At 67.6% G+C, this 16,093-nt stretch carries 13 protein-coding genes and 1 pseudogene; 11 read left to right on the top strand and 3 right to left on the bottom strand.

What is annotated here, in order from left to right:
• The first annotated feature begins 97 nt into the window (after window positions 1-97).
• The 6 genes from yajC to CSEG_RS07220 all read left to right on the top strand — a co-directional run bounded on the left by yajC (window position 98) and on the right by CSEG_RS07220 (window position 4,864).
• On the top strand, window positions 98-403 hold the full coding sequence (gene yajC, locus CSEG_RS07195) for a preprotein translocase subunit YajC (protein ID WP_013078592.1): 306 nt from the start codon (window positions 98-100) through the stop codon (window positions 401-403).
• A 58-nt stretch (window positions 404-461) separates the two neighbouring features.
• A complete protein-coding gene (gene secD / locus CSEG_RS07200) occupies window positions 462-2,060 on the top strand; it encodes a protein translocase subunit SecD (protein ID WP_013078593.1) in 1,599 nt (532 codons plus the stop codon).
• Between the two features lie 12 nt (window positions 2,061-2,072).
• Complete coding sequence (gene secF, locus CSEG_RS07205) at window positions 2,073-3,023, top strand: protein translocase subunit SecF (RefSeq protein WP_013078594.1); 951 nt, start codon at window positions 2,073-2,075, stop codon at window positions 3,021-3,023.
• A complete protein-coding gene (locus tag CSEG_RS07210) occupies window positions 3,023-3,376 on the top strand; it encodes an Mth938-like domain-containing protein (protein WP_013078595.1) in 354 nt (117 codons plus the stop codon). Before secF ends, CSEG_RS07210 begins: the two co-directional genes overlap by 1 nt.
• 94 nt (window positions 3,377-3,470) lie before the next feature.
• Window positions 3,471-4,085 (top strand): urate hydroxylase PuuD, encoded by a 615-nt coding sequence (locus CSEG_RS07215; RefSeq protein WP_013078596.1) that lies wholly within the window; start codon window positions 3,471-3,473, stop codon window positions 4,083-4,085.
• A 65-nt stretch (window positions 4,086-4,150) separates the two neighbouring features.
• Window positions 4,151-4,864, top strand: coding sequence for a squalene/phytoene synthase family protein (locus CSEG_RS07220; protein WP_013078597.1), 714 nt, complete (start codon window positions 4,151-4,153; stop codon window positions 4,862-4,864).
• 140 nt (window positions 4,865-5,004) lie between these two features.
• On the opposite strand, the gene CSEG_RS07225 is transcribed toward CSEG_RS07220, so the two are convergent.
• Window positions 5,005-7,116, bottom strand: coding sequence for an alpha/beta hydrolase family protein (locus CSEG_RS07225; RefSeq protein WP_013078598.1), 2,112 nt, complete (start codon window positions 7,114-7,116; stop codon window positions 5,005-5,007).
• A 287-nt stretch (window positions 7,117-7,403) separates the two neighbouring features.
• On the opposite strand from CSEG_RS07225, the gene lpxC reads away from it, so the two are divergent.
• The 5 genes from lpxC to CSEG_RS07250 all read left to right on the top strand — a co-directional run bounded on the left by lpxC (window position 7,404) and on the right by CSEG_RS07250 (window position 14,070).
• Window positions 7,404-8,300, top strand: a complete 897-nt coding sequence (lpxC, locus tag CSEG_RS07230) for a UDP-3-O-acyl-N-acetylglucosamine deacetylase (protein ID WP_013078599.1) — start codon at window positions 7,404-7,406, stop codon at window positions 8,298-8,300.
• Between the two features lie 99 nt (window positions 8,301-8,399).
• Window positions 8,400-9,332 (top strand): outer membrane protein assembly factor BamD, encoded by a 933-nt coding sequence (locus CSEG_RS07235; protein ID WP_167535153.1) that lies wholly within the window; start codon window positions 8,400-8,402, stop codon window positions 9,330-9,332.
• Window positions 9,333-9,414: 82 nt separating this feature from the next.
• Entirely contained in the window at window positions 9,415-11,112 is a 1,698-nt protein-coding gene (gene recN, locus CSEG_RS07240; protein ID WP_013078601.1) for a DNA repair protein RecN, read from the top strand.
• A gap of 76 nt (window positions 11,113-11,188) precedes the next feature.
• Window positions 11,189-13,540 carry an NAD-dependent DNA ligase LigA gene (gene ligA / locus CSEG_RS07245; protein ID WP_013078602.1) on the top strand — a complete coding sequence of 784 codons (2,352 nt, stop codon included), beginning with the start codon at window positions 11,189-11,191 and terminating at the stop codon, window positions 13,538-13,540.
• Between the two features lie 110 nt (window positions 13,541-13,650).
• Complete coding sequence (locus CSEG_RS07250) at window positions 13,651-14,070, top strand: DUF2147 domain-containing protein (protein WP_013078603.1); 420 nt, start codon at window positions 13,651-13,653, stop codon at window positions 14,068-14,070.
• A gap of 13 nt (window positions 14,071-14,083) precedes the next feature.
• On the opposite strand, the pseudogene CSEG_RS23265 reads toward CSEG_RS07250, so the two are convergent.
• Together CSEG_RS23265 and CSEG_RS07255 are read right to left on the bottom strand one after the other, a co-directional pair.
• Window positions 14,084-14,161 (bottom strand): annotated as a pseudogene (locus CSEG_RS23265) (hypothetical protein); the annotation flags it as partial.
• 35 nt (window positions 14,162-14,196) lie between these two features.
• A complete protein-coding gene (locus tag CSEG_RS07255; protein WP_013078604.1) occupies window positions 14,197-16,008 on the bottom strand; it encodes an aminopeptidase P family protein in 1,812 nt (603 codons plus the stop codon).
• Between the last annotated feature and the right edge of the window lie 85 nt (window positions 16,009-16,093).

Raw genomic sequence — 16,093 nt, forward strand, 5'->3', positions numbered from 1 at the left:
GCTCGCATTGCAAAAGGGAAGGCGAACGCATAGCTTCCGCCGACTTGGCGCGACCCTATGTAAGGCGGCGCGCCTCATTGGATTTTTTGGAGTCTCCATGAACAGCCTGAACGCTCAAATCCTGCAGCTCGCCCCGATCCTTCTGATGGTCGTGCTGTTCTACTTCATGCTGATCCGTCCGCAGCAGAAGCGCGCTAAGGAGCATCAGACCATGCTCGCCAACCTGAAGCGCGGCGACAGCGTCGTCCTGTCGTCGGGCGTGCTGGGCAAGATCGTGCGTGTCGAAGACAAGGAAGTCGGCGTCGAGATCGCCCAAGGCGTCACCGTGAAGGTCGTCAAGGGCATGATCACGGAAGTCCGCGCCAAGGGCGAGCCGGCCGCCGCCAACGACGCCAAGAACTAAGGCGAACCCACCCTGTCTCGAGGCGTCGCCCGCGACGTCGCCTGAAAGCTGCTGATCCATGCTGACCCTCTCCCGCTGGAAGATCATCGCCGTCACCCTGTCGGTGGTCTTCGGGATTCTGTTCTCCCTGCCCAACGTCCTTCCGCAGAAGACGTTGGACGCCATGCCCGCGTGGCTGCCGCACCAGAAGCTGAACCTCGGCCTCGACCTGCAAGGCGGTTCCTATCTTCTCTATGAGGTCGACACCGAGGCGCTGCACCGCGAGCGGCTGTCGAACCTGATGGAAGACACCCGCACCCAGCTGCGGAGCGAGCAGATCCCGTTCGGCGAGCTGAACCAGCAGGGCGAGATCATCAGCGTCCGGATCGGCGATCCCGCCCGCTACAACGACGCCCTGAACTTGCTGCGCAAGAATCTCGGCGCGCCGCTGGCCGGCGCGATCGGTGGCAAGGACGTCTCGGTTTCGGGCAAGGGCGACAACCGCATCGAAGTCCGCTTCGTGCCGGAAGCGATCAAGGCCGACGCGGTGAAGGCGGTCGACCAGTCGATCGAGACGATCCGTCGCCGGATCGACAGCCTGGGCACCAAGGAGCCCTCGATCAACCGCCAGGGCGAAAACCGGATCATGATCCAGGCCCCTGGCGAGAGCGATCCCGAGAAGCTGCGGGCCATCATCGGCAAGACGGCCAAGCTGACCTTCCAGATGGTCGACGAGACGGTGACGCCGGAAGACATGCAGGCCGGCCGGATCCCGCCAGGCTCGGAAGTTCTGCCGGGCGACCAGTACGCGCCGTACTACGTGGTCAAGAAGCGTGCCATTGTGTCGGGCGAAGAGCTGACGAACGCTCAGCAGCAATTCGATCCGCAGAGCGGCAATCCTGTCGTTCAGCTCACCTTCAACGCCTCGGGTGGGCGCAAGTTTGGCGAAATGACCGGCCGGAACATCGGCAAGCGTTTCGCGATCGTGCTGGACGACAAGGTCTTGTCCGCGCCGACGATCCAAAGCGCCATCACCGGCGGCAGCGGCATCATCACCGGCAACTTCACCGTCCAGAGCGCCAACGAACTGTCGCTGCTGCTGCGTTCGGGCGCTCTGCCCGCGCCGCTGAACGTCGAGGACCAGCGCACCGTGACCGCCGAGCTCGGCGCCGACGCCGTCAAGGCCGGTTCGATCTCGCTGGCCATCGGCGCGGTGTCGATGTTCGTGTTCGTGATCCTGGCCTATGGCCTGTTCGGCGGCTTCGCGGCCATCGCCCTGGTGGTCAACGTGCTCCTGATCGTCGGCATCATGTCGATGACCCAGGCGACCCTGACCTTCCCGGGCATCGCCGGTCTGATCCTGACCCTGGCCGTGGCCGTCGACGCCAACGTGCTGATCTACGAGCGGATGCGCGACGAGGCCAACGCCGGGCGAACGCCCATGGCCGCGGCCGACCACGGCTACAAGCTGGCCCTGACCTCGATCCTGGACGCCAACATCACCAGCCTGATCTCGGGCCTGATCATGTTCAGCTTCGGCTCGGGCCCGGTGAAGGGCTTCGCCTGGACCCTGGTGATCGGCGTGTTCACCTCGCTGTTCACCGCCATCTTCATCACCCAAGTGCTCATCGGCTGGTGGTTCAAGACCGCCAAGCCGAAGAAGCTGCCGATCGCATAGGAGATCCGACCAATGCGTTGGCCCCTCATTCGCTACATCCCCCGCGCCACCAAGTTCCGCTTCGTGCGCTGGGCCCCGGTTGCGGCCGTGTTCTCGGCGATCCTGATCGTCGGTTCGGTCGCCTCGCTGTTCGTGCAAGGCCTGAACCTCGGCATCGACTTCAAGGGCGGCAACGCCCTGGAAATCGCCATGTCGCGGCCGGTGCCCCTGGCTGACCTGCGCTCGGCCATGAACCAGATCGGCGTCCACGACGCCCAGGTCCAGGGCTTCGCCAGCCAGCCGAACTCGGCCATGGTCAAGTTCTTGCCGGCCGAGGGGCAAGCCCCCAGCGCCGCCTCGGCCAATGTCGAGCGCGAGCTGGTCAAGCGCTTCCCCGACTTGAAGGTGACCAGCCGCTCGGAAGTGGGCGCCAAGGTCTCGGGCGAGCTGCTGATGTCCGGCTTCAAGGCCCTGGGCGTCGCCCTGCTGCTGACGCTGGGCTACATCTGGTTCCGCTTCGGCCTGTCCTACGGCACGGGCGCGGTGGTCGCGGTGATCCACGACATCGTCCTGACCCTGGGCCTGTTGTCGGTGGTCGGCATCGAGTTTTCGATGACCGAAATCGCGGCCCTGCTGACGGTCATCGGCTATTCGATGAACGAGAAGGTCATCACCTTCGACCGCCTGAAAGAGAACCTGCGCAAGTACAAGACCACCCCGCTGCGCGACATCATCGACCTGTCGGAGAACGAGCGTCTGTCGCGGACGATCATCACCGGCACCACGGCCCTGCTGGCCCTGGGCGGCACGATGGTGTTCGGCGGTCCGGTGCTGTTCCCGCTGGTCTTCACCATGGTGTTCGGCATCATCATCGGCACCTATTCGTCGATCTACATCGCCCTGCCGCTGATCCTGGTGTGGGGCGTCAAGCGCAACGACGACGACGCCACGCCGGTCAAGTTCGGCGCGGCCTCGCGCCCCTGATGCGGCAACCGCCGTCCATCGACGCCTGGGGCGGCGGCGGCTTTCGGGTCTCCGGCGTCTGGCGGCCCGGCTCGCTGCTGATCCTCGACGATCAGGCGCGCGACTGGGCCGCGACCGCCCTGGCGGACCTGACTCCCGAGTCGTTCGCCGAGGTTTTCGCCGCCGGCGGCGCGGTTGAGTTCGTGCTGCTGGGGACGGGCCTTGTGAACGCCCTGCCGCCGCGGCCCGTCCGCGACGCCCTCAAGGCCGCTGGGATCGGCCTCGAGTTCATGAGCACCGAGGCGGCCGCCCGCACCTACAACGTGCTGGCCAGCGAGGGCCGGCGACTGGCGGCGGCGCTGATCGCGGTCTGACACGCTCGAAGACCGGCGATATGCCGGCTTTGCCCGACTCCGAAAACACCCCTATGGTCCCCCTCCAAGGAAAAGGGATCCGAGGGGGAAACCGATGTCTGGACTGCTTTCCAACTTCCGCAACACCATCATCGTCAGCTTCGTGCTGGCCCTGGTGATCGTCATTGGCTACGGCCACAGCCCACAGGGGCACGGCCTGGTCTATTTCCAAGCCATCTTCCGCTGGCTGCACGTGCTGTTCGGCATCCTGTGGATCGGACTGCTGTACTACTTCAACTTCGTGCAGATCCGCGTGATGCCGCAGATCCCGGCCGAGCTGAAGCCGGCGGTCAGCAAGTACATCGCGCCCGAGGCCCTGTTCTGGTTCCGCTGGGCCGCTCTGGCCACCTGGGTCATGGGCGTGATCCTGGCCTATAGCCGCGGCTACCTGCTGGAAGCCTTCAGCTTGGGCCTGGCCGGCGGCTACACGCCCGGCGCGGACATGGGCTTCACCTTCATCGGTACCGGCATGTGGCTGGCCACGGTGATGTTCCTCAACGTCTGGGTCTTCATCTGGCCGAACCAGAAGATCGCCCTGGGCCTGGTCGAGGCCGACGCGGACGCCAAGGCCAAGGCCGCCAAGACCGCCATGCTGTTCTCGCGCACCAACACCCTGCTCAGCATCCCGATGCTGGCGACCATGGCGATGAACCAGACGCTGTTCGGCTGACGCCGACGGCGACACGCTGTAAGGGGAGGGCCCGTCAACTCGACGGGCCCTTTTCTTTTGAGCTCATGGCCGACACTGAAACCCTCGACGACCTGGTCCGCCGCGTCGATCCGGACCGCTGGCTGACGACCCGCTTTATCGCCGACCCGGCCGCGCGGGCCGACGTGATCGCGCTTTATGGCCTGAACTACGAGCTGGCCCGCGTGGCTGGCGGCGTCTCCAACGCCCTGATGGGCGAGATTCGTCTGACTTGGTGGCGCGAGGCCATGGAGGAGGTCGCGGCCGGCAAGGCGCCCCGCAAGCATCCGAATGTCGAGGCCCTGGCCGCGTCGGGCTTAGATCCCAACGCCCTGGCCGCCTTGTCCGAGGCGCGCTTCATCGATCTCGACGAGGGGCCGTTGAAGGACGAGGCGGCGGTGATGGCCTATGTCGACGGCACGGCGGGCGCACTGGCGGTCCTGGCCGCGCGCCGTCTCGATCCGAGCGCCAACCCGCACGCGGTCAAGGGTGCGGCGCGCGCCTGGGGCCTGGCGGGACTTTGGCGGCTGAAGTCGGCGGGGCGCTCGCGCCTGCCGGAAAGCTGGACGCAGGCGGATGTGAAGCAACGCGTCGAGGCGCAACTGAAAGCCGCTCGGGGAGAGGTGAGGGGACTGCCGGTGGCGGCGTTCCCAGCCGTGGCCCCGGCGGCCCTGGCTCGGCCTTACGTGTCGGGACGCGAGATGGGCGAGCTCGAGAAGAAGGCGCGACTGACCTTCGCGGTGGCGACGGGGCGGCTTTAGGGCCTCTCCCGATCTCTCCGGCAAATGCCGGGGCCCAGATCGTATGGCTTTGAGGTTCATGCAAGGACGCCCGCGACCTTCCGGATCGCGGGCGCTTTGGCATCTGGGCCCCAGCGTTCGCCGGGGAGGTCGGATAAGTTTTAGCGGCCCGGCCGCGTGTTGCCCGTCCACTGGTCCAGCCAGTCCAGCACTTCCTTGTGCCACTGCACCGAGTTCTGGGCCTTCAGCACCCAGTGGTTCTCGTTCGGGAAGTACAGCAGCTTGCTGGGCACACCCTTGCGCTGCAGGGCGCTGAACGTCGCCAGGCCCTGCTCGACAGGGATGCGGTAGTCGAGCTGACCCTGGACCACGAGCTGCGGCTTGACCCACTTGTCGACGTGCAGAGCGGGGTTGAAGGTCTCGTAGGTCGTGCCGGGCTGCCAGGGCGTTCCGCCATTCTCCCACTCGGTGAACCACAGCTCCTCGGTCGAATAGCCCATGGCGCGGGTGTCGAAGACGCCGTCGTGATTGACGAGGCACTTCCACGGCGCGTTCCAGTTGCCGGCGATCCAGTTGACCATGTAGCCGCCGTACGAGGCGCCCAGGGCGCAGGCGCGGTCGGCGTCCAGGAACGAGTACTTCTGGGTCGCGAAGGCCCAGCCCTTCTGCAGATCCTCCAGAGGACGGTCGCCCCAGTGCTGGCTGATCGCGTCGGTGAAGGCCTGGCCGTAGCCGGTCGAGCCATGGAAATCGATCATCACCACGGCGTAGCCGGCGTTGGCGTAGACCTGCGGGTTCCAGCGATAGGACCAGCTGTTGCTGAACGAGCCTTGCGGACCGCCGTGGATCAGGAAGGCGACCGGGTACTTCTTGGCCGGATCGAAGTTGGCGGGTTTGAGGACGAAGCCGTGCACGGTCTCGTCGTTCCAGCCCTTGAAGTTGAACTGTTCGGGCTCGCCCCAGGCGACGTCCTTCAGAGCGTCGCTGGACACGCTGGCCACCTTCACCACCGGGCCCTTGGCCGGGAGCACGAACAACTCCGAGGGGCTCTTCAGCGAGTCCGAGGCGTAGACGAGGCCGCTGGGGCCGACGTCGAAGGCGCTGACGTGGCCTTCGCCGGTCAGCGCCGTGACCTTGCCGCTCTTCACGTCGATCGCGAACAGCTTGCCTTGGCCCACATCCAGGGCCGTGGCGTAGATCGTCTTGCCGTCGCGGCTCCAGGCGATGGCGTCGGCCGAGCGGTCCCAGGTCGGGGCCAGTTCACGCAGCTTCTGGGTTGTCTCGTCATAGATCATGATCGCGAAGCGGTCGGCCTCGAAGCCGGGGCGCTTCATGGCGCGATAGGCGATCAGCTTGCCGTCCGGCGAAGCGATCCCGGTGGTGTCCCAGGCCTTGTTGTCGGCGGTGTAGTTGACCGGCTTGGCCGAGCCGTCCAGCGGGACGCCCCACATGTCGTAGTTGGTGGTCCAGGCCTCGTCCTTGCCCGCCACCTTTGCGGAGAAGATCACGCTCTTGCTGTCGAAGCTGATCGTGAAGTCCTCGTCGCCGCCATAGGGCTTGGTCGGCGTGTCGCCGTCGAAGCCCTTCATCAGGTCGATCGGCTGACCGGTGGCCACGCCCTGGCCATCCAAGGCGTAGGCGAACAGGTGGTTGCGGGCGCCGTCGGCCCACGTATCCCAGTGGCGAACGAAGAGCCGATCATAGACGACGCCGGTGGCCTTGGTCGCCGTCTTGGCGGCCAGGCGCGCCTCGGTGCAGGCGAAGTCGGCGCAGTCGGGGAACACGGCCAGCGCCACGACGATCGTCTTGCCGTCCGGCGCGACCTTGTAGGCCTGCACGTCGAACGGCGTCGCCGTGACCTGGGTCGCCGTCTCGCCTGTGGCGTCGGTCTTGAACACTTGCTCGGTCCCACCGGCGCGGCTGGACGATAAGTAGATCGACTTGCCGTCGGCGCTCCAACGGCCGCTGCTGGCGCCGCCGTCCGAGATCTTCAGCCGGCGCGGCGCCATCTTGGTCTTCAGGTCGGCGATCCAGAGGGACATCGAGGCCTTGTTGGCCGGATAGTCCATGGTCCGCACCGAATAGAGCACGTAGCGCCCGTCCGGCGAGACGCGCGGGTCGCTGAGCCTATCGAGACTGGCCATGTCCTTGGCCGTGAAGACGTGGGCCTTCGGCATGGGGGCCTTCGGGGGCGGCGTCTGCGCATGGGCCGTCCCGACCAAGGCCAGGGACAGCGCGGCGGCGGAGGCGGCGAAACGCAAGCTCTTGATCATGAAACCGAATTTCCCGGAAGCGGTTATGCCTTTGGCGGCGGAGCCTATTCCCGCTTTTCGCCCGCCGCTAGGGCAAGACTGGTGGGTATTCACCGGCCACAGATCGCTGATCGGCGTTCTGTTTCGTTGCGCGCGCGTTCGTAATAAAAGTGAAATAAAGTCAGGTGCTTAGGGCGTAACAATCCGAAACAGGACTTGCTTTGCCGCGACGCAGCATCACTCCTACATGCTAACTCGGGGCGAAAACGGCGGACTTCGGTTCGTCCGTCCAACGATAAGGGTCTCTGGTGTCGGCTTCGGGTTATTTTCAGCACACGGTCGCAGGACCGGTGATCTTCGCCGGGATCGGTCTGCACACGGGCGCGCACGTGCGCGTCGTCGTGCGCCCGGCCGCCCCGGACGCGGGGATCGTCTTCGTGCGGACCGACGTTCACGACCGTGACAATCGCGTCCCCGTCACCGCCGAGGCGGTCTGCCAGACGCAACTGGGCACGGTGATCGGCAACGCCGACGACGTCCGCGTCTCGACCATCGAACACCTGATGGCGGCCCTCGCGGCCCTGTCGATCGACAATTGCGTCGTCGAGCTGGACGGCCCGGAAGTGCCGATCATGGACGGCTCGTCAGAGCCCTTCGTCCAGATCCTGGACCGCGCCGGCCGCCGCAAGCAGGAAGCCGTCCGCCAGTACATCGAGATTCTCGCGCCGATCATGGTGGAGGAGGGCGACAAGCGCGCCGCGCTCCTGCCGGCCGACCGATTCGAAGTCGCCTTCGAGATCGCGTTCGCCAGCAAGGCCATCGGCCGTCAGGCCGTCGACCTCGTGATCGACGAAGAATCGTTCCGTTCGGAACTGTCCGACTGCCGCACCTTCGGCTTCGTGCGCGACGTCGAAGCCCTGCGCGCCATCGGTCTGGCCCGTGGCGGCTCGATGGAAAACGCCGTCGTGATCGACGGTGATCGCGTGCTCAATCCTGAAGGCCTGCGCCGCAAGGACGAGTTCGTTCGCCACAAGGCGCTGGACGCCATCGGCGATCTTTATGTGCTGGGCAGGCCCATCCTTGGCCGCTTCGAAGGCGTTCTGGCCGGTCACGGCCTCAATAACGCCGTGGTTCGAGCGTTGCTGGCCCAGCCGCGCGCCTGGCGCCTGCGCGCCCTCGCGTCGGAACTGGCTGAAGCGGTTTAAGAGCGTCTCCGGAAGTCGGGGCTCGGCCTTCGCATTTGCGCCTTCCGTGGCGTGGTGTAGAAGCCTTGCACGGCGCAGGGGCGCATGTTTGCTTCGAGGGTGAGAGACTCCGTGCTTCGTAATTTCTCGGGACGTTCGGCCGTCACTATCGCCGCTGTTCTCGTCGCCGTGTCGGTGGCGGGCTGCGCCGGCAAGTCCAAGAAGCCGAGCCTCGCCTACGAAGAACGTCCTGTCGAACTGCTGTATTCGACCGGCGCCGATCGCCTGGATCGCGGCAACTGGAACGAGGCCGTCGACTATTTCCGCGAGGTCGAACGCCAGCACCCGTATTCGGAATGGTCGCGCCGTTCGATCCTGATGACCGGCTACGCCCACTACATGGGCAACAACTACAACGACGCCATCGGCGACGCCGACCGGTTCATCTCGCTGTACCCGGGCAATCCGTCGGCCAGCTACGCCTACTATCTGAAGGCCGTCTGCTACTTCGAACAGATCGTCGACGTGAACCGCGACCAGGCCGCGACCGAACAGGCCCTGGCCGCCCTGCGCGACGTCGTGCAGCGCTATCCCAACAGCGAATACGCCACGGACGCGCGCCTGAAGATCGACATGGTCAACGACCAGCTGGCCGGCAAGGAAATGGCCATCGGTCGCTACTACCTGAAGAACGGCCAGACCCTCGCCGCGATCGGCCGTTTCAAGGCCGTGCTGGAGCGTCACCAGACGACCAGCCATACGCCCGAGGCGCTTTACCGCCTGGTCGAAGCCTATCTGACCCTGGGCCTGATGGACGAGGCCAAGCGCAACGGCGCGGTGCTCGGCTACAACTTCCCGGGCGATCGCTGGTACGCCGACGCCTACAGGCTGCTGAACGACAATGGCCTGAGGCCCGCCGTCGAGCCTCTGAAGGCCGGCGCCAAGCGCAACGCGCTGGAGCGGATTCTGTCCAAGGACAAGGGCACGACCCTGGCGCCTCCGGGCGAGAAGAAGTCCAAGAAGGGCGGCCTGATGGGCGTGCTGGGCATGTAATGGCGACGGGATCGAGCTTCGATCCCGTTTCGTTCCGCCTTGGCGCTTTGAAAAACTCTGATTCCCGGCGATCCTGCGCGTCATGCTGATCGGCCTATCCATCCGTGACGTCGTGCTCATCGAGAGCCTGGACCTCGCCATCGGCGAGGGCCTGACCGCGCTGACGGGTGAAACCGGCGCCGGCAAGTCGATCATTCTGGACGCCCTGGGCCTGGCGACGGGCGCGCGCGCCGACGCCGGCTTGGTGAGGCGAGGGGCCGCCGGCCACGCCTCGGCCACCGCGATCTTCGCCCTGCCGGCCGATCATCCCGCCTTCGCCTATCTCGACGACAAGGGCCTGGACTACGCCCGCGACGAGGACCTGGTCCTGCGCCGGCAGCTGTCGCCCGACGGTCGGTCGCGCGCTTTCGTCAACGACCAGGCCACCAGCGTCGGGGTGCTCAAGGATCTGGGCGGCCTGCTGTTGGAGGTCCATGGCCAGCACGAGACGGTTGGTCTGCTCGATCCCAAGACCCATCGCGGCCTGCTCGACGCCTTTGGCGGCGTGTCGGTGTCGGCCGTCGCCTCGGCCTGGAGCGCCTGGCGAGCCGCGCGCGAGAAGGCCGAGGGTCTGCGCGACCTCGCCGGCCGCGCCGCCGCCGAGACCGAGGAGCTGACGCTTCGTCTTTCGGAGCTCGATCGCCTGGACCCGCGTGAGGGCGAGGAGATGGCGCTCGCCGACGAGCGGGCCCTGTTGAGCTCCGCCGAAAAGGCCATCACCGACATCGCCGCGGCTCAGGACGCGCTCGGCGGCGACAGCCTGTCGGGCAAGCTGGCCCAGGCCTACCGCGCCCTGGAGCGCGCCCGCGAGCGCGCCCTGCAGGCCGGCGCCCCCGCCGACGGCGCCGCGATGACCAAGCTCTCGGCCGCCTGCGAAGCGGTCGACCGCGCCATCGTCGAGGCCCAGGAGGCCAGCGCCGCCATCGACGCGGTCGCCGAGTCGTTCGAGTTCGAGCCCGATCGTCTGGAGAAGGCCGAGGAGCGATTGTTCGCCCTGCGCGGCATAGCCCGCAAGCTCAACGTCCTGGTCGAGGATCTGCCGGCCAAGCGCGCCGAATTCGCCGCCCGCCTGCAGGCCATCGAGACCTCCGAGGACGCGCTGAAGGCCGCCGACAAGGAGGCCGCCGAGGCCCGCGAGGCCTATCTCTACGCCGCCGAGGCCCTGTCGGCCGAACGCCGCGCCGCCGGCGACGCCCTGGCCAAGGCTGTCGAGGCCGAGCTCGCGCCGCTGAAGCTGGAGAAGGCCAGGTTCCGCGTGGCGCTGGAGCCTTTGTCCGAGGACCGCGCTGGCCCGACGGGTCTCGACCGCGTCGCCTTCGAAATCTCGACCAACCCCGGCGCGCCGTTCGGCCCGATGGAGGCCATCGCCTCGGGCGGCGAGCTGGCGCGTTTCGCCCTAGCCTTGAAGGCGGCCCTGGCTGGCCGTGGCGGCGGTCCTCAGCCCCTGATGATCTTCGACGAAGTCGACCAGGGCGTCGGCGGCGCCGTGGCCGACGCCGTGGGCCTGCGCCTCAAGCGCTTGGCTAAGAACGCCCAGGTGCTGGTGGTCACCCACTCGGCGCAGGTCGCCGCCCGGGCCGACGCGCACTGGCGGATTTCCAAGTCCGGCGACGAGACCTCGACCCGCACCAAGGTCGAGCCGCTCACTCCCGCCCAGCGCGAGGAGGAGATCGCCCGCATGCTGTCGGGGGCCGAGGTGACCGAGGCGGCCAGGGCGGCGGCCCGGGCGTTGATGGCTTAAGGCCATCGCTGACTCCCACCGTCAGGGGGAGGTTGCTAACGTCCCGCCTCGTTCACGTCCTTCCGGATTCGCCGCCGTGTCCCTGATCCCTGTCGCCGACCTCACCGAAGCCCAGGCCGTCGAGGAACTGGAACGCCTGGCCGACGAACTGACGCGGCACGACCTCGCCTATCACCAGCAGGACAACCCGACGATCAGCGACGCCGACTACGACGCGCTGAAACGCCGAAACCTCGATATCGAGACGCGCTTCCCGCATCTGGTGCGCGACAACTCCCCGTCCATGCGCGTGGGCGCGGCGCGGGCCGAGCAGTTCTCGCCGGTGCGCCACGGCGTGCCGATGCTCAGCCTGGACAACGCCTTTTCCAACGACGAGGCCGAGGAGTTCGACGCCCGCGTCCGCCGCTTCCTGCGCCTGTCGCCCAGCGAGACCCTGGCCTATACGGCCGAGCCCAAGATCGACGGCCTATCGGCCTCGCTGCGCTACGAGAAGGGCGTTCTGGTCCAGGGCGCCACGCGGGGCGACGGCCAGACCGGCGAGGACGTCACCGCCAATCTCCGAACGATCGCGGACATCCCCCATCGCCTGAAGGGCTCGGGCTGGCCCGACGTGATCGAGGTGCGCGGCGAGGTCTATGTCGAGCTTGAGGCCTTCGCCGCCTTCAACAAGGCCGCTGAGGACGCTGGCCAGCGGACCTACGCCAATCCCCGCAACTTCGCCGCCGGCTCGCTGCGCCAGATCGATTCGACCATCAGCGCCCAGCGACCGTTGCGGTTCTTCGGCTATGCCTGGGGGCTGGTGTCAGAGCCGTTCGCGGGCGGACAGTGGGAGGCGCTGGAAAAGCTCAGGTCCTGGGGTTTCGTGACGACCGCGCCGCCGGCTCGCCGGGTCGAGAACGCCCAAGGCCTGCTCGACGTCTACGCGGAGTTCGAGGCGCTGCGGCCGACGTTGAACTTCGACATCGACGGCGTGGTCTACAAGGTCGACGACCTGGAGCTGCAACGCCGCCTGGGCTTCGTCTCGCGCTCGCCGCGCTGGGCGATCGCCCGCAAGTTCCCGGCCCAGAAGGCCCGTACGCTCCTCGAAGCCATCGACCTCCAGGTCGGCCGCACCGGCGCGATCACGCCCGTCGCTCGGCTCAAGCCCGTGACCGTCGGTGGGGTCGTGGTGACCAACGCCACCCTGCACAATGGCGACGAGATCGAGCGCCTCGACGCTCGGATCGGCGACACGGTCGTCGTCCAGCGGGCCGGCGACGTGATCCCGCAGATCGTCGAGGTCGCGCTGGACGCGCGGCCGGATCCCGCGCCGGAGCCCTACGTCTTCCCGCACGAATGCCCGTGCCCCCTGAAGACGCCGCTGGCGCGCGAGGTCAACGCCTCGGGCCAGGAGTCGGTCGTACGTCGCTGCACGGGCGAGTTCGCCTGTCCGTTCCAGCGGGTGGAGCACCTGCGCCACTTCGTGTCCCGCCGGGCCTTCGACATCGAAGGCCTGGGCGAGAAGCAACTGCAGGCCTTCTTCGACGAGGGCTGGATCACCGAGCCCGCCGACATCTTCAAGCTGGCCCGCGACGAGGAGAAGCTGGCCGCCCTGCGCGAGCGGGAAGGTTATGGCGAAACCTCGGTCGCCAATCTGGCGCGCGGCATCGAGGCCCGGCGCACGATCACTATGGACCGGATGATCTACGGCCTTGGCGCGCGCGACATCGGCGAGACGACCTCCACGGTGCTGGCGCGGAACTTCGACCGGTTCGAAGACCTCCAAGAGGCGGCCGAGAAGGCCGCCAGGGCGCTGCCGGGCGAGACCTATCTGGAGCTTTCGACGGCGCCGGGCGTGGGGCCGAAGGCCCTGGACAGCCTGGTCGAGGCGGGCAGGGGCGGCCTGAAGGCCGATCCGTGGCCTCAAACCGATGACCTGGAGATCAAGATCGGCCATGCGGTCCCCAAGCTGACCAAGCCCGCCCGCGCTGCCCTGGCCCAGCGCTACGGAACCTGGGACGCCTTCGCCGAGGGGCTGGCCGCCGCCGCCAGCGGCGCGCCGGGCGACGACTATCTGCACCTGGCCGCCATCGACGGCGTCGGCCCGGTCGCGGCCCAGTCGCTGGCCCGCTTCTTCGCCGAGGACCACAACCGCCAGAAGGTCGCCAACCTCGTCGCCGAGCTGGACATCCAGCCGGTGGAAAAGCCCAAGACCGACACGGCCGTGGCCGGCAAGACCATCGTCTTCACCGGCGCGCTGGAGAAGATGACTCGCGACGAAGCCAAGGCCCAGGCCGAGGGGCTGGGCGCCAAGGTGGCGTCGTCGGTGTCGAAGAAGACCGATCTGGTCGTCGCTGGGCCGGGGGCGGGCTCGAAGCTGAAGACGGCGACCGAGCTGGGCATTCAGGTCATGACCGAAGACGAGTGGTTGGCTCTGGTCGGAAGCTGATCGCTTTCCGAAATCCCGCCTCCTTTTCGTGTCAGGCCTTGTCCCGAGGGACGAGATCGCGCAACCAAGCGGTCAAACGCGCATTTGAAGCGCGACCCAGGGAGTCTTTGATGTTCCGCACCACGATGATCGCCGCCGCCGCGCTCGGCTTGCTGGCCACGCCGGTTTTCGCCGCCGACGTCACGGGCCTCTGGCAGACCCCGACCAATGGCGGTCAGGTCGAGATCGCCCGCTGCGGCAACAGCCTGTGCGGCAAGCTGGTGAACTCGAACCACATCCGCGAAAATCCGGCGCTGAAGGATGTGAAGAACAAGGACGAGTCCCAGCGCGTCCGCGCGCTGAAGGGGCTGCAGATGCTCTACGACTTCACCGGCGGTCCGACGAAGTGGAAGGACGGCAAGGTCTATAACCCCGACGACGGCGGCACCTATTCCGGCACGATCGAACTGATCGGCGAGAACCAGCTGAAGCTGAAAGGCTGCATCGTCGCGCCGTTCTGCAAGACGCAGGTCTGGACGCGGCTGCGGTAGGGCGTTCGACTAGCCCCCTCCGCGCTGCGCGCTCCTCCCCCAGAGGGGGAAGAAGGGGCGCGTGCGCCTTCCGCCCCCTCTGGGGGCGGACGACCGCGAAGCGGTCAGGTGGGGGCAAGTAGCCGCTTAGAGCGGCGCGCAGGCCGCTTCCATCCAGGCTCGAACCTCAGGCTCCACCCGCGGGCCGATCTCGCGCAGGACGCGCGCGTGATAGGCGTCGAACTGGGCGATCTCCTCGGCCGTCAGCAGGGTCTTGTCGATAAGGCGGCGGTCGATCGGAGCCAGGGTCAGGGCCTCGAAACGGTGCATCGGGCGTTCGCCGCCCGGCACGTCCTCGGCCGGCATGACGACCTCGAGGTTCTCGATGCGGATGCCGTACTCGCCGTCCTTGTAGTAGCCGGGCTCGTTCGAGACGATCATGCCGGGCTGCAGGGCGATGGTGTTCGGGGCCTTGGAGATCCGCTGCGGCCCCTCATGAACGCCCAGATAGACCCCGACGCCATGGCCGGTGCCGTGGTCGTAGTCTAGGCCGTGGGCCCACAGCGCCATGCGGGCCAGGGCGTCGATCGCCGACCCGGTGGTGCCGGCCGGGAAGCGCAGGCGGGCGATGGCTAGGTGGCCCTTCAGCACCAGCGTGTTGCGCTGGACCATCTCGGCCGTCGGCTCGCCGATCGCCACGGTGCGGGTGACGTCCGTCGTGCCGTCCATGTACTGGCCGCCGCTATCGACCAGCAGCAGCGAGCCCATCTTGGCGCGCTCGTTGCTGCGCTCGGTGGGGCGGTAGTGGGGCAGGGCGCCGTGGCCGTTGGCCGCGCCGATCGTGTCGAAGGAAAGGTCCTTCAGCACGCCGGTGGCCTCGCGGAAGGCTTCCAGCTTGGCGACGGCTTCTTTCTCGTCCGGCGGGCTCACCTGGCCCTCGGTGGCCAGCCAGTGCAGGAACCGCGTCAAGGCCGCGCCGTCGCGGCGGTGCGCCTCGCGCGTGCCGTCCAGCTCGACGGCGTTCTTGCAGGCGCGGGGCAGGGTGCAGGGGTCCATGGCCCGCACGATCTTGGCGCCGGCGGCGGCCAGGGTGTCGAAGTACCAGGCCGACGACTGGGCCGGATCGACCGCCACGCTCTTGCCCGACAGATCGCCCAGCGCCTCGGCCAGGCGGTCCGGCGTCTCCAGCGAAACCTGGTTGCCGAGCCAGGCGGGCAGGTCCGGCGTGACCTTGGCCGGCTCGATGAACAGGCGCGCCGTGCCGTCGGCGTTCAGGATGGCTTGCGAGAGCGGCAGGGGCGTGCGGATGACGTCGCCGCCGCGCACGTTGAACAGCCAGGCGATCGAGGCCGGCGCGGTGATCACCGCGGCTTCCGCGCCGAGGGCGGCGACCGAAGCGCCGACGCGGGCGCGCTTGGCGCTGGAGTCTTCGCCGGCGTATTCAAGGGGCTGCGGGACGATCGGCGCCATCGGCTGGGCCGGGCGGGCCTCGCCCCAGGCCTGATCGACAGGGTTGGCGGCGACGGGCTTCAACGTCGCGCCGGCGCGAGCGGCGGCGGCCTTCAGGCTCTCCAGGGCCGACGGGCTGTGCAGACGGGCGTCGTAGCCGATGACCGCGCCCTTGGCGACGGTCTCGAGATAGGCGGGCACGCCGCCCTCGACGAGGTCGCGGATCTCGAACACGCCCTGATCGACCTGCTCGCGGACCTGCAGGGTGTAGCGACCATCGACGAAGACGGCGGCGCGGTCCTTCAGGATCACGCCGGCGCCCGCCGAGCCGGTGAAGCCGCTGGCCCAGGCCAGACGGTCGTTGGCGGCGGGCAGGTATTCGTTCTGGTGCTCGTCCTCGTGCGGCACCAGGAAGCCGTCCAGCCCCTGCGCCGCCATGGCCTGGCGGATCAGCGGGACATGCTTGGGGCCGAAGGAGGGATCGGTGGATTCGTCGAAGGTCTGGCGCATCGTTCGGATTTAGAGTCTAGCCGCCCAAACGCCAAGGGGGCGTCCGATCCTGACGGCGTCTGGCCGCATTTGTGCGTCTCGACGT

It is taken from the genome of Caulobacter segnis ATCC 21756 (assembly GCF_000092285.1).
GTDB lineage: Bacteria > Pseudomonadota > Alphaproteobacteria > Caulobacterales > Caulobacteraceae > Caulobacter > Caulobacter segnis.